Source organism: Clavibacter sp. B3I6, assembly GCF_030816895.1.
Taxonomy (GTDB): Bacteria; Actinomycetota; Actinomycetes; order Actinomycetales; family Microbacteriaceae; genus Clavibacter.
The window spans coordinates 917,867-938,480 of the sequence record NZ_JAUSYL010000001.1 but is presented as its reverse complement, the minus strand read 5'-3'; the positions used below and the strand labels follow the sequence as shown (position 1 = coordinate 938,480).

The window sequence follows — 20,614 nt, the reverse complement described above, 5'->3', positions numbered from 1 at the left end:
CCGGGTGCGGCCTCAGTCGTCCAGGTGCTGGATGGCGAAGTCCGCCTCCTCGGCGGTGAACTTCTCGCCGTACTCGCTGGTCAGCTGGTCGCGGATCGCCGCGGGCGACATGGCGGCCATCTCGCGATACGTCTTGGCCTTGGCCAGGGCGTTGGCGTTCCAGTCGGCCTGCACATTGTCGATCGCGTACTGCGCCGCCTCGGGCGTGAACTGCTCCCCGTACTCGCTCGTGAGCTGGTCGTAGAGACCGGCCTTGCTCATGTCGAGGGAGTTCGCGTACGTCCCCGCCTTGATGAGCGCGGTGGCGTGCTCGGCCGGGACCGCCGGGGCGGCGGGCTCGGCGGGGGCTGCGGGCTCGGCGGCGGCGGTCGTCTCCTCGACGACAGGATCCGTCTCCTCGGGCGTCGGCGTGGGAGCGGCCTCGGCCTCGGACGACGTCTCGATGTCCGGGGCGGCACCGGAGGACGTGCCCGCCGTGCCGATCGCCGCGGCGAACGCGATGGTGACGATGAGCGACGTGAGCGCGGCCACGGCCCCCAGGGACAGGCCGGTGATCGCCATGCCCTTGCTCTGCGCGCGTCGCAGGGCGAGGATGCCGAGGACGACCGCCGCGGCGCCGGCGATCAGGCCGAACACGGGGACGAGCCCGGACAGGAACGCGACGATGCCGACCACGAGCGCGGCGATGGCGAGGCCCTTCGGCTGAACGGCTCCCGGCCGGGGCGGCATGGTCGCGGTCGCTCCGGGAGCGGGTGGACCGTAGGGAGGGGGAGCGTCGTCGGGGCCGGCGGGCGGGTCGTAGGGACCGGCGGGCGGGCTGAAGGCACCGGCGGGTGGGCCGTAGGGACCGACGGGTGGCCCGGAGGGACCGTCGGAGGGAGTCGGGTTCCTGTCCTCGGGCGGGGACCCGGGCTGCTCGGGGGTGCTCATGGGTCGAGCTTCACATCATGCGCGCGCATCGACCGCCCCCCTTTCGCGGGCGCTGCGCGGCGGGGGCCGTCTCCCGGCGCGGCCGCGCGCCGGCCTGCCCCTACCCTGGATCGACGAGGGGGACGCCGATGGACCTGCGCTGGCTGACCGCGCCCGACGACGAGGTCGCGGAGGCGATGCGCGCCGTGCGCACCAGCGGCCGGCCGTCCTGGGTGCCGTCGCGGCGGGAGGTGCTGGCGCGGGTGAACGACTCGCTCATCCTCTGGTACGTCTGCCTCGTCCTCATGTACTGGGGCATCGTCACGGACGACCGGGGTGACGGCACCGTCACGCCCGCGATCGTCGCGGGGCTCGCCGGCGCCGCTGCCGTCCTCGCGGCGTGGCTCGGCGGATCCCTCCTCCTCCACCGCTGGGCCGCCCGGCCCCCGTCGCCGCGCGCCCGCGGGCGGGAGTGGCGGCAGCACCTCACGGCGCTCGCGAACGGCTTCGACCCGCAGCCGAGCGGAGGCCGCACGTTCCGGGCGCTCATCACCGAGGAGGTCGGGGGCGTCGTCCACCAGCCGCGCTTCCGTGCCTCCGGCGTCGAGTTCGGCATCGTCCGCCGCCGGCGCGCGCGCCGCGGGGGATGGACCTACGTCGCCGTCACGCTGCCGGTGCCGCTGCCCCACCTCGTGCTCGACGCGACGGCGGACGACCGGCACGGCCGCGACCTGCCGGCCCGCATCCGCGGCGCCCAGCGCCTGTCGCTCGAGGGCGACTTCGACCGGTCCTTCCGCCTGTACGCGCCCGCCGAGTACGAGCGCGACGCCCTCTACCTGCTGACGCCCGACGTCATGGCCGCGCTCGTGGACGACGCCCGCGACTTCGACGTGGAGATGGTCGACGACACGCTCGTGTTCTTCCGCCGGGAGCTCGCCGACTACGCCGAGCCGGAGCCGTGGATCGCGGTCGGGCGGATCCTCGACGGGGTGGCCGCGCGCATCCGTCGGCGGGCGCTCCGGTACCGGGACGAGCGCGTGCTCCTCGGCGACGGGGGTCCGCCCGCGCCGCTCCGCGCCGACCTCGACGAGCAGCCGCCGGATCCGCGCGCCCCGCGCATCGCCGCCGACGGCCGCCGTCTCGACGTCCACGACCGCCGCACGGGCGGGCTCGCCGTCCTCGGCTGGCTCGCGTGGAACGCGTTCCGCTTCCTGCTCGTCTTCGTGCCCGCGGTCTTCGCCTTCGCCGGCTTCATGTCGATCGTCGACGGGCGCTGAGGCGCGCCGGTCGCGTCAGCGCGCGGCCGCCGCGCGCTCCACGCGGCGGATCAGGCGCCGACGGACCGCCGCAGCAGCTCCGCGACGCGCTCCTCGTTCGCCGGGTCGACGGCGGTGAGCGCGTAGGACGTCGGCCACAGGGTGCCCTCGTCGAGCTGCGCCGGATCCTGGAAGCCGAGCGTCGAGTACCGGGTGCCGAACTTCGAGCCCGGCTGGAAGAACACGACGGGCTTGCCGTCGGCGTCGGCGTAGGCGGGGAAGCCGTACCAGGTCTTGGGCGCGAGGTCGGGGGCGTGCCGCAGCACGAGCGCGTGCAGCCACTCGGCGATGGCGCGCTCCTCCGGCGGCATCGCCGCGAACGCGTCGAGCACGCCCTGGAGCGCGGCGGCGGCCTTGTCGGTCGCCTTCTGCCGCTTGGCCTCCTCGCGCAGCTCGCGGGCGCGCTGCTTCATCGCCTCGCGCTCGTCCTTCGAGAATCCGCCGTCGGTCATGTCCGCTCCTCGCGTCGTGGTGCACCTGGAGCGTGACACGCCCGCGGCGGGCGGACAACCGGGGCGCGGATCCGCCGCACGGCCGGACGGCGTACCGTCGGACCATGAGCACCAACGAGCAGGACCAGCCCATCATGGACGGCGCCGTCGAGGCCTCCCAGGAGGAGAAGCGCGCCGGGCTCGCCGAGCAGGTCGCGTACGACCACCGCGAGAGCGGATCCGAGGCCATGGCCGCGGACCTCGACCGCCGCACCGCCGACGCCGGCCTCGGCGACGAGGACGCCGACCCGTCGGCCACCCAGACCATCTCCACCGGCCGCGACGGCGTCGACGGCGAGGCCGAGGCCACGACCGACGGCACGCACCCGAACCGCCCCTGATCGACACGCCCGCGAGGAGCCGCCCGGAATGCCCGGGCGGCTCCTCGTCGTTGGGGCAGGGGATGACCGACACGCGAGAGACCCCCGTCCGCACGCCCACCGCCCGCGTCCCCGCGCCCGCCGCCGCACCGCGATCCGACGGGACCGGCCGCACGGCCCTCGTCGTCGGCGCCACCGGCATCAGCGGATCCGCCCTGGTCGACCAGCTGACCGCCGAGGGCTGGGACGTCCTGGCGCTCAGCCGCCGCGCCGGCGCCGACCGCCCGGGCGTCCGCGGGATCAGCGCCGACCTCCGCTCCGCCGCCGACCTCCGCCGCGTCCTCGCGCCCGAGCGGCCCACCCACGTGTTCTTCACGGCCTGGTCGCGTCAGGCCACCGAGCAGGAGAACATCGACGTCAACGGCGGCATGGTCCGCGACCTCCTCGCGGCCCTCGACGGCGCGCCCGTCGAGCACGCGGCCCTGGTCACCGGTCTCAAGCACTACCTCGGCCCGTTCGAGGCGTACGGCCAGGGATCCATGCCCGACACCCCGTTCCACGAGGACGAGCCGCGCCTCGACGCCCCGAACTTCTACTACGCGCAGGAGGACGAGCTGTTCGCGGCCGCCGCGCGTCAGGGGTTCACCTGGTCGGTGCACCGCTCGCACACGGTCATCGGGCACGCGGTCGGCAACCAGATGAACATGGGCCTGACCCTCGCCGTCTACGCCTCCATCTGCCGCGACCTGGGCCTGCCGTTCGTCTTCCCGGGGAGCGCCACGCAGTGGGACGGGCTCACCGACGTGACCGACGCCACCGTGCTCGCCGACCAGATGGTCTGGGCGTCCACCGCGGAGGCGGGCCGCGACGAGGCGTTCAACGTGGTCAACGGCGACGTCTTCCGCTGGCGCTGGATGTGGCCGCGCCTCGCCGCGCACTTCGGCGTCGAGGCCGTCGGCTTCGAGGACGCGCCGCGGCCCCTCGAGCAGCAGATGGCGGGCTACGAGGGCGAGTGGGCGCGCATCGCGCGCGACGCCGGCCTCGTGGAGCCGGACCTCAGCCGCCTCGCCTCCTGGTGGCACACGGACGCCGACCTCGGCCGGGACATCGAGGTCGTCACCGACATCAGCAAGAGCCGCCTCGCGGGGTTCACGACGCACCACCGCACGCTCGACAGCTTCCTGGGGCTGTTCGAGCGCTACCGCGCCGAGGGGCTCATCCCGCGCTGACCGGCGCGACGGGTCCGCAGGCCGGGCGGCCGTACGCGAGGCGGCGGATCGCCCATTCCGCGGGACCCGGGAGATCCCGGCGCGCGAGCGCCACGGCCACCGCGACCGTGACGAGCCACACCCCGACGGCGATCAGCGCGATGCGGCCCGTGCCCGCGCCGACGCCGAGCCCGAGCGACCACGGCTCCAGCAGGATCGCGAACAGCAGCGACTGGAGCAGGTAGCAGGTCATCGAGCGCCGGCCCACGGCCACGAGCGCGCCGAGCACGGGGCCGCGCGCCGGATCCCCGCGGCGGATGCGCGCGGCGACGACCCACCCCACGAGGCCGAGCAGCCCGAGCGCGCCACCCAGCCCGGTCGCGCCGTGCAGCACGGCGAGCAGGTACAGCGTCACGGGATCGGCGTCGATCGCGCCCACGGTGACGACCACGAGCGGCAGGGCGCCGAGCACGCTGACGGGCATCCCGGCGAGCGCGAGGCGACGCAGGAGCGGCAGGTTCCCGACCGGGTCCTCGAGCACGCCCCGCCGCCCGAGGAGCACGCCGATCGCGGCGAGCGGCACCAGCGCGCCCACGAGCACCGGGGTTCCGACGACGACGACGCCGAGCGTCACGGCCCGGCCGGCGAGGTCGCCGAGGAACGTGCTGCCGTCGCCCGGCAGGACGGAGCCGGTGCCCGCGTCCGCCGTGAGGCCGTCGGTCCCGGCGACGAGGAGGAAGACGACCGCCGTGCTCCAGGCGAGGGTCCGGTACGCGCGGTCGGGTGCCCGGTACAGGGCGGCGAGCGCGAGGCCGAGGATCCCGTAGCCGAGGAGGATGTCGCCCTCGAACAGCAGGATCACGTGCAGCGCGCCGAACAGCATCAGCCCGAGGCTCCGGCGGAGGAGCAGGCGCCGGGCGCGGGGGCCGTCGACGCCCGCGGCGGCCTGGCGGCGGAGGATCACGGTGAACCCGTACGCGAACAGCATCGTGAACAGCGGGAAGGCGCGGTTGTCGACGAGCGTGCCCACGAGGGCGTCGGCGACGTGGTCGAGGGCGGTCCCGTCCGTCGGGCGGGCGAGCGGCCCGAGCGGCCGGTCGGCGATGAAGTAGACGGAGTTCGCGAGCGCGATCCCGAGCAGCGCGATCCCGCGGAGGAGGTCCGGCGCGAGCATGCGCTCGGCGGCCGCGACGGGCGGGACGTAGGCGACGGGGGCGGGGGAGTCGGGGCTCGGGGTCACGCGCCCAGCCTGCCCGCCGGATCGGCGCGGTGCCAGCGCCCGCCGCGAGCGCCGCATCCACCGATCGGCCGATGCCGGGGATCGACCGCTCGGCCGTTCCCCTCCGCGCGCCCGGCCGCCACGCTGGACCCATGACCACAGCAGCCGTCGAGGAGCACGTCCGCGTGCGCGACCTCGCGAAGACCTACGGCACGACCACCGCCCTCGCGGGCGTCACCTTCGACATCCACCGCGGCGAGACGTTCGCCCTCCTCGGCCCGAACGGCGCCGGGAAGTCCACGACCATTGAGATCCTCGAGGGGTACCGGCTGCGCAGCGGCGGGTCCGCGAGCGTGCTCGGCGTCGACCCCGCGAAGGGCGGCCGGGCCTGGCGCGCCCGCATCGGCATGGTGCTGCAGTCGAGCTCCGAGAGCGGCGCCATGACCGTGCGGGAGCAGGTCGCGCACTTCGCCCGGATGTACCCGCGGCCGCGGGACGTCGACGCCACGATCGCGGCCGTCGGCCTCACCGAGAAGGCGGGCACCCTGCTGCGCGCGCTCTCGGGCGGCCAGCGGCGGCGGGTGGACGTGGCCCTCGGGATCATCGGCCGCCCGGAGCTGCTCTTCCTGGACGAGCCCACCACCGGCTTCGACCCGGAGGCCCGGCACCGGTTCTGGGACCTCGTCCGCGAGCTCAAGGCCGAGGGCACGACGATCCTCCTCACCACGCACTACCTCGACGAGGCCGCGCAGCTCGGCGACCGGGCCGCCGTCATCGCGGGCGGGCGCCTGGTCGCGATCGGCGCGCTCGACGAGATCGGGGGAGAGGAGGCCCGCGTGCCGCGCGTGCTCTGGCGCGACGACGACGGACCGCACGACGAGCGGACCCGGACGCCCGGGGACTTCGTGGCACGCCTCTCCGCGGCCACCCCCGGCGGCGAGCCGCGCGACCTCCGCATCGTCCGGCCGAGCCTCGAGGACGTGTACCTGGGCCTCCTCGCCGAGGCCGGGGCGGTGGCGGATCCGCCCGGACCGGGCGCCGGTGCGTCGACGTCCGCGTCCGCCGCCGTGGTCGAGGGGGCCGCCGCGTGAGCGCCGTGCGCCCGACGGCGACCGGCTCCGTCGCCGCCGCGGCTCCCGTCGCGCCCGCGCTCCCCGGCGTCCTCCCGCTCGGGATCCACCGCATCCGCTACGAGGTGCGCCGCTACTTCCGCCAGTCGGACACGGTCATCTTCACGTTCCTGTTCCCGGTCATCATGCTGTCGATCTTCTCGGTCGCCTTCGGCTCGGCCGGCAACCTCGGCACGGCGCCCGACGGCTCGGGCGGCGTGAGCGCCGCGGCGTACTACCTGCCCGGCATGATCGCCGCGGGCATCCTCCTCAGCGGCGTGCAGAACCTCGCGGTCGACATCGCGATGGAGCGGAGCGACGGGACCCTCAAGCGCCTCGCCGGATCCCCGCTGCCCGTGCTGTCCTACTTCATCGGCAAGGCCGGGCAGGTGATCGCCACCTCCGTGCTGCAGGTGCTCGTGCTCCTCCTCGTCGCCCGCTTCGCCTTCGGGGTCGAGCTCCCCACGGACGCCGGCCGCTGGGCGACGTTCGCCTGGGTGTACGGCCTCGGGATCACGACCTCGGCCGTCCTCGGCATCGCCCTGTCGCGGATCCCGCGCTCGGGCGCCTCGGCCACCGCGGTCATCACGCCGATCGTGCTGGTGCTCCAGTTCATCAGCGGCGTCTACCTGGCGTTCACGATGCTGCCGACCTGGCTGCAGGACGTGGCCTCCTTCCTGCCGCTGAAGTGGATGGCGCAGGGCATGCGCGCCGTGTTCCTGCCCGACGCGCTCGCCGCCGTGGAGCGCGGCGGCTCGTGGGACCTCGGCGGCGTGCTGGCCGTGCTCGCGATCTGGCTGGTGGGCGGGACGATCGCCGCGATGGCGACCTTCCGCTGGATCCGCCGGGACTCCTGAGCGTGCGCGACCGGCGGGCGCCTGGCAGGCTCGGGTCATGATCTCCGCGCGGTGGGTGCACGTCGCCTACGCGGTGACCATGGCGCTGCTGGCCGTGCTGTCCGTCATCGTGCGCGGCGCGGACGCGGGACCCGCTCTCGCGTCCGTCGCGCTCCTCGCGGCCGCCTACGTCCTGATCGGCCGCCGGGCACTCGCGGACACGGACGCCGCCGAAGCCGTGGCGGACGCGCCGGGCCGTCCGGTCCCGCTCGCCCTCGTCTTCCTCGCGGTCGCGATCCCCGCCGCGGCCTGGGCGGTGGCGCTCCTGCCGTCGCTCGCGATCGTCCAGTGCGTGCTCTGCCCGCTCGTCTGGCTGCTCATGCCGCGGACCCGCGATGCGGTGGTCGGCACCCTCGTGCTCACCGGATCCGTCGCCGCGGGGTTCCTCCTCGGCTTCGGCACCGGGCCGACGTCGCTGACGACCGTGGTCGTGTCGCAGGGGCTCAGCCTCGCCGGGAGCATCGCGCTCGGCCTCTGGATCACGCGCATCGAGCAGCTCAGCCGCGAGCGGCTCGAGCTCCTCGAGGGCCTGCGGGCCGCGCAGGCGCAGGTCGAGGACCTCGGTCGCGAGGCCGGCGCGGCGCGCGAGCGGGCGCGGCTCTCGGCGGATCTGCACGACACCGTCGCGCAGGACCTCACGGCCCTCGTGATGCTCGCCCAGCGCGGCCGCCGCGAGCTGCGCGCGGGCGACGAGGAGCGCGCCGCGGGGACGCTCGACGCGCTCGAGGCCGGGGCGCGCGATGCCCTCACCGAGACGCGCGCGATCGTCGCGGCGACCGCCCCCGTGCAGCTCGACGACGGGGTGGGCCCCGCCCTCGCGCGGCTCGGCGCCCGCTTCTCCCGCGAGACGGGCCTGCCGGTCGAGGTGGACGCCGACGGCACCGCGCCGCTCGACCGCGACGCCGAGGTGATCCTGCTGCGCTGCGCCCAGGAGGGCCTCGCGAACGTCCGCCGCCACGCCGACGCGAGCTCGGTCGGGCTGTCGCTCGCGCCGGACGGCGCGGACGCGGTGCTGCGGATCCGCGACGACGGCCGCGGCTTCGACCCGTCATTCGCCTCCGCCGGCTACGGCCTGGAGGGCATGCGCCGACGCCTGGGCGAGGCGGGCGGCCGCCTCGACATCGCGAGCGGGCCCGACGGCACGACCCTCACGGCGCGGCTCCCCGGCCGCGCGCCGCTGCCGGCGGCAGCACCCCTGCCCGCCGCGTCGATCACCGCGACGGCGCGAGCATGACCGCCGCGCCGATCCGCGTCGTCGTCGTCGACGACCACCCCGTCGTCCGCGCCGGCCTCGCCGCCCTCCTCGCCTCCGCGCCCGACATCGAGGTCGTCGGCCAGGCGCCCGACGGCGAGGCCGCGGTGGCCTTGGCGCGTGCGGAGCGTCCGGACGTCGTGCTCATGGACCTCCGCATGCCCGTCCTCGACGGCGTCGGCGCGACCGCGCGCATCCGCGACGAGGTGCCGGACGTGCGCGTCCTGGTGCTCACGACGTACGAGACCGACGCGAGCATCCTCACCGCCATCGAGGCCGGCGCGAGCGGCTACCTGCTGAAGGCGGCGCCCGAGGAGGAGATCCTCGCGGGCGTCCGCGCGGTCGCCCGCGGCGAGGTCGCCCTCGCGCCGGCCATCGCCGCGCTGCTCGTGCGGCAGGTCGCGCGCCCCGCACCGGATCCGCTCCCGCCCGCGCCGACGCTGAGCCCGCGCGAGACCGAGGTGCTCGCGCTCGTCGCCGCCGGCCGCACGAACGCCCGCATCGCGCTCGAGCTGCACGTGACGCCCGCGACCGTGAAGACGCACCTGCTGCACGTGTTCGAGAAGCTCGGCGTCGGCGACCGGACCCGCGCGGTCACGCTCGCGATGGAGCTCGGCCTGCTGCCGCCCGCGACCCGCCGGTAACGCTTGGATAACGTCTCCCGGAAGCCTCATCGGCGACTGCGGAAATGGATATGTTCTGACCGACGACTTAAGCACGGATCCCCGCCCACGCGCCGATCCGACCCCCGTCGCCGCACTCCACTCCCAGCACACCACCACAGCAGCACCCGACTCGAGGTCGCGTCGGCGCACCGCACGGCCCTCGCGAGGACGCGACCGCCCGGGTGCCCGCACGAGCCGATCGGGTCACCCGAGAGGACCCGCCCCACATGGCATCCGGACGCAACGCACGAAAGATCAGCTCCCTCCTCCTCCTCGCCGGCGTCGCCGTCGGCATGACCGCGTGCGCGCCCCAGGGGGCGACGAACACCGGCTCCGCCGGAGGCGGCGACGACTCCGGCACCGAGTGCAACGTCGGCATCTCCATGCCGACCCGCAGCCTCGAGCGCTGGATCAACGACGGCGAGGGCCTGAAGAGCAAGCTCGAGGGCGACGACTGCACCGTCGACCTCCAGTACGCCGACAACAAGACCGACGCGCAGATCAGCCAGATCCAGAACCAGGTCGCCGGCGGCGCCAAGATCCTCGTGGTCGCGGCCGTCGACGGCAAGACGCTGGGCCCGGCCCTCGAGGACGCGAAGAGCCAGGGCGTCACCGTCATCGCCTACGACCGCCTCATCAACGGCACCGAGGCCGTCGACTACTACGCGACGTTCGACAACTACAAGGTGGGCCAGCTCCAGGGCGAGTTCATCAAGGAGCAGCTCGACCTCGACAACGCCGCCGGCCCCTTCGCCCTCGAGCCCTTCGCCGGCAGCCCCGACGACAACAACGCCGGCTTCTTCTTCGGCGGCGCGTGGGACGTCCTCCAGCCCTACGTCGAGGAGGGCAAGCTGACCGTGCCCTCGGGCAAGTCGCCCGCCACGAGCGCGGACTGGCAGGCCATCGGCATCCTCGGCTGGGGATCCGACGACGCGCAGGCCGAGATGGACAACCGCCTGCAGTCGTTCTACACGGGCGGCCAGAAGGTCCAGGTCGTCCTCTCGCCCAACGACAGCCTCGCGCTCGGCATCGAGGCGTCGCTCGCGAGCGCCGGCTACGCGCCCGGCGCCGACTGGCCCGTCATCACCGGCCAGGACGCGGACAAGGCCAACGTGCAGGCGATCCTCGAGGACAAGCAGTCCATGACCGTCTGGAAGGACACCCGCGCCCTCGGCGACCAGGTCCAGAAGATGATCGGCGAGATCGTCGCCGGTGACGACGTCACCGTGAACGACACCGAGACGTACGACAACGGCGAGAAGGTCGTCCCGTCGTTCCTCCTCGACCCGCAGGTCGTCGTGAAGGACGACGTGCAGTCGGTCCTCATCGACTCCGACTTCCTCAAGGCCTCCGACGTCGGACTGTAGGACCCCCCGCGGTCGACGGGCGCCCGGCACCACGCCGGGCGCCCGTCGGCCGCGCATCCGTCTCCACCCGGCGCGCGCCGACCCGGCGCGCGCCACCGACCCGAACGGGAACCAGGAGCCACAGGAATGAACGACGTCATCCTGCAGATGACCGGCATCGTCAAGGAGTTCACCGGCGTGCGCGCCCTGGACGGCGTGGACGTCACCGTCCGCCGCGGCCAGGTCCACGCCGTCTGCGGCGAGAACGGCGCGGGCAAGTCGACGCTGATGAAGGTGCTCAGCGGCGTCTACCCGCACGGCTCGTACGAGGGCACCATCACGATCGACGGCCGCGAGGTCCGCTACGGATCCATCAACGACAGCGAGCGCGACGGGGTGGTCATCATCCACCAGGAGCTCGCGCTCAGCCCCTACCTCTCCATCGCGGAGAACATCTTCCTCGGCAACGAGATGTCGCGCGGCGGCGTCATCGACTGGAACAGGACCAACCTCGAGGCCGTCAAGCTGCTGAAGCGCGTGGGCCTCGACGAGAACCCGGCCACGCGCGTGCTCGAGCTCGGCGTGGGCAAGCAGCAGCTGGTGGAGATCGCGAAGGCGCTCTCCAAGGAGGTGAAGCTGCTGATCCTCGACGAGCCGACCGCCGCCCTCAACGACGACGACTCGGCGCACCTGCTCGGCCTCATCGGCCAGCTGCGCGACCAGGGCATCACGAGCATCATCATCAGCCACAAGCTCAACGAGATCCGCGCCATCGCGGACGAGGTCACCGTCATCCGCGACGGCCGCACCATCGAGACGTTCCCGGTCACCGACACCGACGAGATCGAGACGCGCATCATCCGCGCGATGGTCGGCCGCCCGCTCGACGCGCAGTTCCCGCCGCGCGACCCGCACATCGGCGCGGAGAAGCTCCGCGTCGAGGACTGGACGGTGCACCACCCGGTGGACGTCGACCGCGTCGTGGTCGACAACGCGTCCTTCACCGTCCGCGCGGGCGAGGTCGTCGGGTTCGCCGGCCTCATGGGCGCCGGCCGCACGGAGCTCGCCATGAGCATCTTCGGCCGCTCCTACGGCTCCGGCATCAGCGGCCGGATCTACAAGGACGGCAAGGAGATCCGCACCCGCACCGTGAGCGAGGCCATCAAGAACGGCATCGCCTACGCGACGGAGGACCGCAAGCGGTACGGCCTCAACCTCATCGGCAGCATCACGGTCAACGTGTCCGCCGCCGCGCTGTCGAAGCTCGTCAAGCTCGGCGTCATCGACCGGCACCGCGAGTACGCGGTCGCCGACGACTACCGCAAGAGGATGAACATCAAGACGCCCGACGTCTCGGGGGTGGTCGGCAAGCTGTCCGGCGGCAACCAGCAGAAGGTCGTCCTCAGCAAGTGGATCTACTCCGGTCCCGACGTCCTGATCCTCGACGAGCCCACCCGCGGCATCGACGTCGGGGCGAAGTACGAGATCTACGGGATCATCAACCAGCTCGCGGCCGAGGGGAAGGCGGTCATCGTCATCTCCTCCGAGCTGCCCGAGCTCATCGGCCTCTCGGACCGGATCTACACGATCGCCGAGGGCCGGCTCACCGCGGAGGTCGCCCGGGCCGACGCGACACAGGAGGAGCTGATGCGGCACATGACCGCCAGCCGGAAGTCAGGAGCGCAGAAGTGACCGTCATGCCCGAGCAGGCCACCGCGCCGAACGTGCCCACGCCGGACGGGATCAAGAAGCGCCCCCGCCGCCGGATCGACCTCCGGCAGTACGGGATCCTCGCGGCCCTCGCCGTGATCATCCTGCTGTTCCAGGTCCTCACCGAGGGGCGCCTGCTCTACCCGGGCAACGTGGCGAACCTCATCCAGCAGAACGCGTACGTGCTGATCCTCGCGATGGGCATGGTCATCGTGATCATCGCGGGCCACATCGACCTGTCGGTGGGCTCGGTCGTCGCGACCGTCGGCGCCGTCGCCGCGCTCAGCATGAACGAGTGGGGCCTGCCGTGGGGTGCCGCCGTGGCGCTGTCGCTCGTCGTCGGCGCGCTCATCGGCGCCTGGCAGGGCTTCTGGGTCGCGTTCGTCGGCATCCCGGCGTTCATCGTGACGCTCGCCGGCATGCTCGTGTTCCGCGGCGTGGCGCTCGTGCTCCTCACGGGTGGCACCATCTCGGGCCTCCCGGCGGAGTTCAACTCCATCGGCAGCGGCAACCTGCCCACCACGGGCACGCCCCCGACCTCATCACGCTCGGGATCGGCGCGCTCGTGTCGATCGCGCTCGTGGCGCAGCAGCTGCGCACCCGCGCGACGCTCCGCAAGCTGGAGCTGCCGCGCGAGCGGGCCGTCTCGTTCTGGATCCGCACGGCGATCGCCGTCTTCGCGATCATGTACCTCTGCTACCTGCTCGCGTACAACCGCGGGACGCCGATCATCCTGATCATCCTGGCGACCCTGGTGCTGCTCTACTCGTTCCTCCTCACCCGCACGGTGTTCGGACGGCACGTGTACGCGATGGGAGGCAACCTGTTCGCGGCGATGATGTCGGGCGTCAAGACCCAGTGGGTCAACTTCTTCATCTTCGTGAACATGGGCCTCCTCGCCGGCCTCGCGGGCGTCGTCAGCACGGCGCGCGCCGGCAGCGCGGTGGCCTCGGCCGGCGGGAGCTTCGAGCTCGACGCCATCGCCGCGGTGTTCATCGGCGGCGCGGCCGTGCAGGGCGGCGTCGGCACGGTCGTCGGCGCGGTCATCGGCGGCCTCGTGATGGGCGTGCTCAACCAGGGCCTGTCGATCCTGTCGGTCGACGCGGCATGGCAGCAGGTCATCAAGGGCCTCGTGCTGCTGCTCGCGGTCGCCTTCGACGTGTACAGCAAGCGGCGCTCGGGGCGCTGACCCCGGCACGCCTCATCGACGACGGCCCGGCCGCCCCCTCGGGGAGCGGCCGGGCCGTCGTCGTGCGCTCAGCGGCGGTGGCGTCCGCGGGTCGGGGCCGGGGCGGGGTCTGCGCTCGTGGTCGTCCCGGGCACGGCGGCCGCCGCCCGCTTCCGGCGCGCCTGCACGGCGCCCGTCAGGATCGTGACGGCCGCGTAGACGAGGAGCGCCACCGCCGCGGCGGGGATGATCCAGCCGCGCGCCTGCCCGTTGACCGCCTGGTTCGCCCAGCCGACGAGCGGCACGGAGTACCAGACCTCGCCCTGGACCTGCGCGGGCGTCACGGCCTTCGAGTCCGGCTCGGCGTTGTTGTCGCCCTGGAACATGAAGGAGCGCGTGCCGTCGGACTCCGACGCGATGGCCGTGATGCGGTGGGTGATGACCGCGGGCTCGCCCGACCGGATCTGGTACGTCGCGACGTCGCCCACCTGCAGGTCGTCCGTGTCGACCGGGCGCACCACGATCAGGGTGCCGGGCGGGAGGGTCGGCTCCATCGACTGCGTGAGGATCGTGAGCGGCACGGATCCGGAGACCTTCGGCACGACGAGCAGCACGGCCGCCAGCCCGATGACGACGAGGAGGATCCCGACGCTCAGGCCGACGCCCGCCGCGCTGAGGATCTGGCGGACGGGACCGCGGGCCGGCGTGCCCTCGTCGGGGTCGACGCGGGCCATGTCGTCCGCGGGGCGCTCGCCGGCGGTGGCATGACGAGCGCGGCGACGGGAGAGGAGGCGGGCCATGGTGATGTCGTTCCGTGGGGGTGAGGGCTCAGTTGCAGCGGAAGCCGCGCGTGCCGTTGTTGTTGAAGGCCACGATGGTGCCGCTCGCGACCTGGCGGACGCTCACGCCGTTCCGCAGGAGGTCGACCGTCACCTTGACGGTGCCGTCGGGGGCGAGGGTCGCGGGGACCTGATCCCGGGTGATGCCGGTCATGGGGTAGTACCCCGTCGTCGTGGCGATGCGGGTGCCGTTCACCATGACGCCGTAGGACTCGGACTGCGCGGCCGTGGAGGCGTCCCACGACACGAAGACGTACCAGTCGCCGTCCGTGGGCGTGCACCGGAAGCCGCCGGTGACGACGGGCCCGGTGGTGGTCTGCACGGCGCGCGAGGTGTCGCGGCCGGTCCAGGCGCCCGTGCCGAGCACGGTCGTGAGGGTGGCGTCGACCTTGGCGGTGGCGGGCTTCGACAGGTTGCCGACCGCGCGCACGCACCAGGTGGCGCTGGCGCCGGCCGCGAGCGAGCCGGAGAGGGCGGGCGGGGAGGCCCAGGATCCCGTGACGGCGCCGGCCGCGGGGGAGGTGCTGGCGGCGCAGGTGCCGGTGGTCGACGCCCAGGCGGTGACCATCGTGCCGGAGGCGAGGGCGCGGTCCGCGTCGTTGGTCGGGGCGGTCGTGATCGTGCCCTTCCACGCGCCGGCGGTGGATCCGGTGTTGGCGACGACGACCGCGGTGGTGCGCGCGGGGGCCTGGGCGGTGAGCTCGCCGGCCAGCCTGTCGAACCCGGCCTCGGTCACGGCGACGCTGGCGGAGCGGACGTTCGTCGCGGTGGTGGCGGTGGACGCCCAGAGCGCATGCCCGGCGGTCGCGCCCGCGCCCAGGAGGAGGACCGTGAAGCCGACGAGGAGGGCGGCCCGATGGCGGGGCTGCGCCCGACGGGCACGGCTCACGGCTGCACCTGCGTGCCGACGAGGGTGAAGGTGAGCTGCGCGGTGGCGCCCTGGACGGTCTGGGGGGCGTCGGCGTCGAGGACGACCTGCACGCACGTGATGGAGGAGGCACCGGGCTGCACCCGGGCGAACGCGTTCGTGGTCGCGAGCTGGCCGGGCCGGCCGGACCAGGTGGTGGCCCCGGCGACGCAGGCGCCCGTGGAGGACACGGATCCGAGGCGCACCGACAGCTCGCCCGGGAAGGCGGCGTTGGAGGAGGTGCCTTGCACCGAGATGGCCACGTCCAAGGCTACCGTCCCGGTGTTCCTGGCCGTGAAGGTGCCGAGGACGCCCTGGCCGGGGAGGAGCGCCTGCACGTCGAGCGCGGACTGCTGGGTGACGACGAGGCCGCTCGTGCCGCTGGTGACGGGGGCGGCGACCGCGCTGGCGGAGCCGTTCCACAGGGCGTAGCTGCCGCCGGTCGCGGCGAGGGACGCGACGAGCACGGCGGCGAGGAGGCCGGTGGTCAGCCAGGCCGCGCGCAGCGGGCTGCGGCGCGCGACCGGTCGGGTGGAGCGACGACCGTGGGCGGGACGCGGGGCGGATGCCGGCTTCCTGCTCATGGTGGTCACTTCCTGTCCGTGCTTCGGGTGGGGATGCGGGTCGTGCGGTGCTGCGGTGCTGCCGTGCGAGGCCGCCGGATCACCGGGGGGAGTCGGCCTCGCACGTGGAGCCCCCTCCCCGCGGGTGACGTCACCGCGAGGAGGGGAGCGGGGGACTAGATCGCGCGCTGGGTGAGCGTGAAGGCGAGCTTGTCGAAGGAGAGCGTGCCGTTCTGGCCGGTGGTCGCGGTGGAGGGGAACGTGACCGTGAGGACGACGTTGACCTTGGAGGCGGCGGTCGAGGGCTTGACCGTGAAGGTGTTCGCGGCGGTGCCGGCGGTGATGCTCGCGTCGGTCGAGGTGACGTCGAGCTTGGTGGTGACGGCGGCCTTGAGGGCGGCGTCGCCGCTGATGGAGAGGGGGTTGTACGTGAGGTCGGCGGCCAGCGCGTCGCCGGTCGCGGTGACCGTGAGGGCGCTCTTGTACTGGAGGACGTTGCCGGGGACGATGCGGTAGGTCGCGGGGTCGATGACCTTGGGGGTGCTGGCGTTGGTGATGTCGGTCCAGACGCCCGTGGTGTCGGCGGCGAGGGCCAGGTTGCCGGCGGAGACGCTCGAGGCCGCGACCGTGGCGTTGGCGTTCCACAGCGCGAAGCTGCCGGCGCCGCCGAGGAGGAGGACGATTCCAGCGGCACCTGCGACGGCACCGGAGACGATCTTGTTCATGGGGTTTCCTGTTCTCTCGCGCGGTGTGCCGCGCATGTTCGTGGGGGAGGCGGCGGGTGGGGTCCTGCCGGTCGTCTCCGGTGCTCCGTCGGCGCCTGGTCGGCGCTCCTGCGGTGTCGTCCCGGTGTTCCTTCGACGAACACCACTCTGACGGAGCGGCCTCAAGCGACCCGCTGGGCTTCTGCAAGTCCCGCCGAGCTTTGCCTCAAGCCGTCTGCGGCTCCACCTCAAGCGCGTCCCAGCTCCACCTCACGCGCGTCCCCGATCCCGCTCACGCCGTCCGGTCTAGGCTCGGGCCACGGCGTGCACCGCCGGTCGACCGAGGAGGGGCACCGCATGTCCGCAGCCGCGCTCCCCGTGCGGTCACCCGCGGACGAGCGGCGGCGGCGGTCCGCCCGCGCTCAGGTGCCGTTCGTCCTCAGCTGCGTGGTCGTGGCGGTCCTCGTCGCCGTGGTCGAGCCCGAGGTGCAGGCCGACGCGTGGTACCTGTCCGCGCTCGCCGTGGTGGCGCTCGCCTCGGTCCTCGCCGCCGTCCTCGCGATCGGCCGCGCTCCCTCGGCCCTCCTCATCGCCGTGCCGGCGGTCGACCTGCTCGCGGTCGCGGTGCTCCGCGACGCCACCTCCGCCACCCTGCCGGCGGCCACCCTCCTCGTGGTCATCCCGCTCCTCTGGCTCGTCTTCGCGTTCCCCGCGGGCGGCGTCGCCGTGGCCGTCGCGGGTGCGCTCGCCATCACCCTCCTCCCCCTGCTCCGCGACGGCGCCCTTCCCGCGACGACCACGGCCTGGGCGGACCTCGGCGGCGGGCTCCTCCTCATGACCCTGCTGGTCACCGCGGCCGCGCAGGCGGCGGCGACCCAGCGGCGGGACCGGCGCGAGCTCGCCGAGGCGACGGAGGCGCAGGCGCGCCTCCTCCACGAGTCGCGCGAGCTGACCGCGACGTTCCGGGACGTCGCCGACGCCGTCGACGTGGGCATCGTCTTCTTCGACGCCGAGGACCGGCCCGTCCTCCGCAACTCCGCGGTCCGCGAGCTCCTCCAGATCGCGGGGTACGACCCCGTGAGCGGCCGGGCCACGGCCGTCTACGGATCCGACCGCGTGACGCCCGTGGCCCGCGACGGCAAGGTCCTGCTCGAGGCCCTGTACGCCGACAAGGTCCACGGCCCCGTCTACTGGGTGGGCGAGCCGGGCAACCAGCGCGCCCTGGTGCTCTCCGTGCGGGCCATCGGCCGCGGCCCCGGCCCGCGCACGGGCACGGTGCTCGCGGCCTACGACGTCACCGACCTCGCGCAGGCCGTGCAGGTGCGCGACGAGTTCCTCGCCACCGTGTCGCACGAGCTGCGGACGCCGCTCACCAGCATCGTCGGCTACCTCGACCTCATCGGCGAGCTGCACGACCCCGAGGCGCTCGGCATCGCGGGCGAGCTCGCGGTCATCCAGCGGAACGTCGACCAGCTGTCCGGCATCATCGGCTCGCTCCTCGCGGGCGCGGACCAGGGCCCGGCCCTCACGCGCGGACCCCTCGACCTGACCGCCCGCGTGGACGCCGTCGTCCGCGCCGCCGCCGACCGGGCCGCCGAGCGCGGGCTGGAGCTGCAGGCGCGCCTCGAGCCCGGGGTGCTGCTCGACGGCGACGCCGACCGGCTCGCGCAGGTGGTCGAGGCGCTGGTCGCCAACGCGATCGCCTTCACCCCGTCCGGCCGCATCGACGTCGACCTCGGACGCGACGGGGACGACGCGGTCCTCGCGGTGGCCGACACGGGCGTGGGCCTCAGCGAGGAGGACCAGCGCCATGTATTCGACCGCTTCTTCCGGGCGCAGGCGGCGCGCGACGGCGCCGTCCCGGGCCTCGGCCTCGGCCTGTCCATCGCCGAGCGCACGGTCGTCGCGCACGGCGGGACGCTGCGGATCGCCAGCCGCCTCGGCCACGGGACGCGCGTCGTCGCCACCCTCCCGGCGGTCCCGCGCGAGCCCGCCCACTACCGCTCCTCATAGCGGATGGCAAGGCCGGAGCGCGAATCGGCCCTCCGCGCGCGGTCCGCCTAGACTCGGCCGGTCGCTCGTGGGACCCCTGCGGGCGATGCCCATGCCCTCCAGCCCTCAGGAGCCCATCCCCTCCATGACCTCCACGCGCACGTCCGCAGAACGCCTCCTCGACCGTCTCGTCCCGAAGCGCAGATCCGGGCCCGACGGGACACGGCCCAGCCGCCGCGACCACTCCGACCACCGCCTCCTCGAGGCCCGGTTCACCGGCTCGGTCGACCTCTACGAGCCCGAGCACCCCAAGATCGACCGCCTCGTCTTCGGCATCACGGCGGTCCTCGCGGTCGGCTTCGTGGTGTGGGGCATCGTGAGCACCGACGGCCTCGCCTCGGTGTCGGGCGCCGCGCAGAGCTGGGTCATCGAGAAGACGGGCTGGCTGTTCGTGCTCGCCGCGAGCTTCTTCGTGATCTTCGTCATCTGGCTGGCCGCGAGCCGCTACGGCCGCATCAAGCTGGGCGCCGACGACGAGAAGCCGCAGTTCAAGACCGTCTCGTGGATCGCGATGATGTTCAGCGCGGGCATGGGCATCGGCCTGATGTTCTTCGGCGCCGCCGAGCCGCTCAGCTTCTTCGTCTCCCCGCCGCCCGGCACCACGCAGCCGGAGTCGGAGGCGGCCATCCGCACCGCCATGGCCACCGCGATGTTCCACTGGGGCCTCCACCCCTGGGCCATCTACGCGGTCGCCGGCATCGCGATCGGCTACGGCACCTTCCGGAAGGGCCGCAAGCAGCTCTTCTCCTCCATCTTCCAGCCGCTGCTCGGCACGAAGCGCACCGAGGGCTGGGCGGGCCGCGTCATCGACATGCTCGCGATCTTCGCCACGCTCTTCGGCTCGGCGGCCTCGCTCGGCATCGGCGCCACGCAGATCGGCGCCGGCCTCGAGTTCAACGGCTGGGTGGACGAGGCCACGGCCCCGCTGCTCATCGGCATCATCGTCGTGCTCACGATCGCGTTCATCTTCTCGGCCGTCTCGGGCATCGCCCGCGGCATCCAGTGGCTGTCGAACATCAACATGGTGCTGGCCGTCGTGCTCGCCGTCTTCGTGTTCGTCGTCGGCCCGACGCTGCTGATCCTCAACCTCATCCCCGCCACCCTCGGCGCCTACCTCGGCGACATGACCGAGATGGCGTCGCGCACGGCGGCGACCGGCGGCGACGAGATGAGCGCCTGGCTCTCCAGCTGGACCGTCTTCTACTGGGCCTGGTGGATCTCGTGGACGCCGTTCGTCGGCATGTTCATCGCGCGCATCAGCCGCGGCCGCACCATCCGCGAGTTCGTGGTCGGCGTGCTCCTCGCGCCGAGCCTGGTGGCCCTCATCTGGTTCTCGATCTTCGGCGGCTCCGCGATCCACGCGCAGCAGGTCGACGGCGACATGACCGTCGACGGCGCCGTGGTGTCCGACAACACGCTGTTCCAGCTGCTGAACCACTACCCGCTGGCCAGCGTCAGCACCGTCCTCGTGATGCTGCTCGTGGGCATCTTCTTCGTCTCCGGCGCGGACTCCGCGTCGATCGTGATGGGGACGCTCTCGCAGCGCGGCGCCCTGCACCCGAGCCGCAAGGTGGTCGTCTTCTGGGGCGTCGTCATGGGCGCGGTCGCGGCGATCATGCTGGCCATCGGCGGCGGAGGCACCGAGGCCCTCACGGGCCTGCAGAACCTCACGGTCGTGGCCTCGCTGCCGTTCGTGATCGTGATGCTCGTCGCCTGCTACGCCCTCTGGAAGGAGCTGCGCACGGATCCGCTCATCGTGCGCCGCCAGGTCGCGGTCGAGATGATGCGCGACGCCGTCGTCAACGGCGTCGAGCAGCACGGCGACCACTTCCAGCTCTCGGTCGACCCCATCGACCCGGAGGACGCGGAGATCCGCGAGCCCCTCGGCGACGAGGACGAGGCCCGGCGCTCCTGACGCGCCGCTGACGCCGACGATGCCG

The 20,614-nt window shown here is 73.5% G+C and carries 18 protein-coding genes and 1 pseudogene; 12 read left to right on the top strand and 7 right to left on the bottom strand.

Annotated elements, in window-relative coordinates; all coding sequences use genetic code 11:
• Positions 1-12: 12 nt before the first annotated feature.
• Positions 13-729, bottom strand: coding sequence for an Ltp family lipoprotein (locus QFZ62_RS04390; RefSeq protein ID WP_307502193.1), 717 nt, complete (start codon positions 727-729; stop codon positions 13-15).
• Positions 730-1,058: 329 nt separating this feature from the next.
• Between QFZ62_RS04390 and QFZ62_RS04385 the strand changes: the two genes are divergently transcribed.
• Positions 1,059-2,186, top strand: a complete 1,128-nt coding sequence (locus tag QFZ62_RS04385; RefSeq protein ID WP_307502191.1) for a hypothetical protein — start codon at positions 1,059-1,061, stop codon at positions 2,184-2,186.
• A gap of 50 nt (positions 2,187-2,236) precedes the next feature.
• Here the strand turns inward: QFZ62_RS04385 and QFZ62_RS04380 are convergent, their stop codons facing one another.
• Positions 2,237-2,677: an iron chaperone gene (locus QFZ62_RS04380; RefSeq protein WP_307502189.1), complete on the bottom strand. Its 441-nt coding sequence runs from the start codon at positions 2,675-2,677 to the stop codon at positions 2,237-2,239.
• 104 nt (positions 2,678-2,781) lie between these two features.
• Between QFZ62_RS04380 and QFZ62_RS04375 the strand changes: the two genes are divergently transcribed.
• Both QFZ62_RS04375 and QFZ62_RS04370 read left to right on the top strand, forming a co-directional pair.
• Positions 2,782-3,057 carry a hypothetical protein gene (locus QFZ62_RS04375; RefSeq protein WP_307502186.1) on the top strand — a complete coding sequence of 92 codons (276 nt, stop codon included), beginning with the start codon at positions 2,782-2,784 and terminating at the stop codon, positions 3,055-3,057.
• Positions 3,058-3,119: 62 nt separating this feature from the next.
• Positions 3,120-4,265 carry an SDR family oxidoreductase gene (locus QFZ62_RS04370; RefSeq protein WP_307502183.1) on the top strand — a complete coding sequence of 382 codons (1,146 nt, stop codon included), beginning with the start codon at positions 3,120-3,122 and terminating at the stop codon, positions 4,263-4,265.
• Here QFZ62_RS04370 and QFZ62_RS04365 read toward each other — a convergent pair.
• The gene (locus QFZ62_RS04365) at positions 4,252-5,484 is read right to left on the bottom strand and encodes a DUF418 domain-containing protein (protein ID WP_307502180.1); all 1,233 of its coding nucleotides are present in this window, start codon (positions 5,482-5,484) and stop codon (positions 4,252-4,254) included. The two genes, QFZ62_RS04370 and QFZ62_RS04365, sit on opposite strands and share 14 nt — an antisense overlap.
• A 131-nt stretch (positions 5,485-5,615) precedes the next feature.
• On the opposite strand from QFZ62_RS04365, the gene QFZ62_RS04360 reads away from it, so the two are divergent.
• From QFZ62_RS04360 to mmsB, 7 genes and pseudogenes are all read left to right on the top strand, one after another.
• Positions 5,616-6,554, top strand: coding sequence for an ABC transporter ATP-binding protein (locus QFZ62_RS04360; protein ID WP_307502177.1), 939 nt, complete (start codon positions 5,616-5,618; stop codon positions 6,552-6,554).
• Positions 6,551-7,429 carry an ABC transporter permease gene (locus QFZ62_RS04355; RefSeq protein WP_373425939.1) on the top strand — a complete coding sequence of 293 codons (879 nt, stop codon included), beginning with the start codon at positions 6,551-6,553 and terminating at the stop codon, positions 7,427-7,429. Before QFZ62_RS04360 ends, QFZ62_RS04355 begins: the two co-directional genes overlap by 4 nt.
• Positions 7,430-7,466: 37 nt before the next feature.
• Entirely contained in the window at positions 7,467-8,702 is a 1,236-nt protein-coding gene (locus QFZ62_RS04350; protein WP_307502174.1) for a sensor histidine kinase, read from the top strand.
• Positions 8,699-9,364 carry a response regulator transcription factor gene (locus tag QFZ62_RS04345; RefSeq protein WP_307502171.1) on the top strand — a complete coding sequence of 222 codons (666 nt, stop codon included), beginning with the start codon at positions 8,699-8,701 and terminating at the stop codon, positions 9,362-9,364. Before QFZ62_RS04350 ends, QFZ62_RS04345 begins: the two co-directional genes overlap by 4 nt.
• Positions 9,365-9,612: 248 nt before the next feature.
• Positions 9,613-10,752, top strand: coding sequence for a sugar-binding protein (locus tag QFZ62_RS04340; protein WP_307502167.1), 1,140 nt, complete (start codon positions 9,613-9,615; stop codon positions 10,750-10,752).
• Positions 10,753-10,878: 126 nt separating this feature from the next.
• Positions 10,879-12,423 carry a multiple monosaccharide ABC transporter ATP-binding protein gene (mmsA, locus tag QFZ62_RS04335; RefSeq protein ID WP_307502164.1) on the top strand — a complete coding sequence of 515 codons (1,545 nt, stop codon included), beginning with the start codon at positions 10,879-10,881 and terminating at the stop codon, positions 12,421-12,423.
• Positions 12,420-13,630: pseudogene (gene mmsB / locus QFZ62_RS04330) on the top strand (multiple monosaccharide ABC transporter permease). Before mmsA ends, mmsB begins: the two are co-directional and overlap by 4 nt.
• Before the next feature lie 68 nt (positions 13,631-13,698).
• Here the strand turns inward: mmsB and QFZ62_RS04325 are convergent.
• The 4 genes from QFZ62_RS04325 to QFZ62_RS04310 form a co-directional block, all read right to left on the bottom strand.
• Positions 13,699-14,409: a signal peptidase I gene (locus QFZ62_RS04325; protein ID WP_307502161.1), complete on the bottom strand. Its 711-nt coding sequence runs from the start codon at positions 14,407-14,409 to the stop codon at positions 13,699-13,701.
• 28 nt (positions 14,410-14,437) lie between these two features.
• Complete coding sequence (locus QFZ62_RS04320) at positions 14,438-15,337, bottom strand: hypothetical protein (protein WP_307502157.1); 900 nt, start codon at positions 15,335-15,337, stop codon at positions 14,438-14,440.
• Entirely contained in the window at positions 15,334-15,939 is a 606-nt protein-coding gene (locus tag QFZ62_RS04315; protein ID WP_307502152.1) for a TasA family protein, read from the bottom strand. The genes QFZ62_RS04320 and QFZ62_RS04315 overlap by 4 nt, the downstream gene beginning before the upstream one ends.
• 155 nt (positions 15,940-16,094) lie before the next feature.
• The gene (locus QFZ62_RS04310) at positions 16,095-16,643 is read right to left on the bottom strand and encodes an alternate-type signal peptide domain-containing protein (RefSeq protein WP_307502149.1); all 549 of its coding nucleotides are present in this window, start codon (positions 16,641-16,643) and stop codon (positions 16,095-16,097) included.
• A 336-nt stretch (positions 16,644-16,979) separates the two neighbouring features.
• On the opposite strand from QFZ62_RS04310, the gene QFZ62_RS04305 reads away from it, so the two are divergent.
• Both QFZ62_RS04305 and QFZ62_RS04300 read left to right on the top strand, forming a co-directional pair.
• Complete coding sequence (locus tag QFZ62_RS04305; RefSeq protein WP_307502146.1) at positions 16,980-18,635, top strand: cell wall metabolism sensor histidine kinase WalK; 1,656 nt, start codon at positions 16,980-16,982, stop codon at positions 18,633-18,635.
• Between the two features lie 124 nt (positions 18,636-18,759).
• Complete coding sequence (locus QFZ62_RS04300) at positions 18,760-20,589, top strand: BCCT family transporter (protein WP_307502143.1); 1,830 nt, start codon at positions 18,760-18,762, stop codon at positions 20,587-20,589.
• Positions 20,590-20,614: the final 25 nt, after the last annotated feature.

Bases quoted from the DNA above. Each gene is read 5' to 3' on its own strand.
- QFZ62_RS04390 (WP_307502193.1), bottom strand. From the start codon at position 729: ATGCCGCCCCGGCCGGGAGCCGTTCAGCCGAAGGGCCTCGCCATCGCC.
- QFZ62_RS04385 (WP_307502191.1), top strand. From the start codon at position 1,059: ATGGACCTGCGCTGGCTGACCGCGCCCGACGACGAGGTCGCGGAGGCG.
- QFZ62_RS04380 (WP_307502189.1), bottom strand. From the start codon at position 2,677: ATGACCGACGGCGGATTCTCGAAGGACGAGCGCGAGGCGATGAAGCAG.
- QFZ62_RS04375 (WP_307502186.1), top strand. From the start codon at position 2,782: ATGAGCACCAACGAGCAGGACCAGCCCATCATGGACGGCGCCGTCGAG.
- QFZ62_RS04370 (WP_307502183.1), top strand. From the start codon at position 3,120: ATGACCGACACGCGAGAGACCCCCGTCCGCACGCCCACCGCCCGCGTC.
- QFZ62_RS04360 (WP_307502177.1), top strand. From the start codon at position 5,616: ATGACCACAGCAGCCGTCGAGGAGCACGTCCGCGTGCGCGACCTCGCG.
- QFZ62_RS04350 (WP_307502174.1), top strand. From the start codon at position 7,467: ATGATCTCCGCGCGGTGGGTGCACGTCGCCTACGCGGTGACCATGGCG.
- QFZ62_RS04345 (WP_307502171.1), top strand. From the start codon at position 8,699: ATGACCGCCGCGCCGATCCGCGTCGTCGTCGTCGACGACCACCCCGTC.
- QFZ62_RS04340 (WP_307502167.1), top strand. From the start codon at position 9,613: ATGGCATCCGGACGCAACGCACGAAAGATCAGCTCCCTCCTCCTCCTC.
- mmsA (WP_307502164.1), top strand. From the start codon at position 10,879: ATGAACGACGTCATCCTGCAGATGACCGGCATCGTCAAGGAGTTCACC.
- QFZ62_RS04325 (WP_307502161.1), bottom strand. From the start codon at position 14,409: ATGGCCCGCCTCCTCTCCCGTCGCCGCGCTCGTCATGCCACCGCCGGC.
- QFZ62_RS04315 (WP_307502152.1), bottom strand. From the start codon at position 15,939: ATGAGCAGGAAGCCGGCATCCGCCCCGCGTCCCGCCCACGGTCGTCGC.
- QFZ62_RS04310 (WP_307502149.1), bottom strand. From the start codon at position 16,643: ATGAACAAGATCGTCTCCGGTGCCGTCGCAGGTGCCGCTGGAATCGTC.
- QFZ62_RS04305 (WP_307502146.1), top strand. From the start codon at position 16,980: ATGTCCGCAGCCGCGCTCCCCGTGCGGTCACCCGCGGACGAGCGGCGG.
- QFZ62_RS04300 (WP_307502143.1), top strand. From the start codon at position 18,760: ATGACCTCCACGCGCACGTCCGCAGAACGCCTCCTCGACCGTCTCGTC.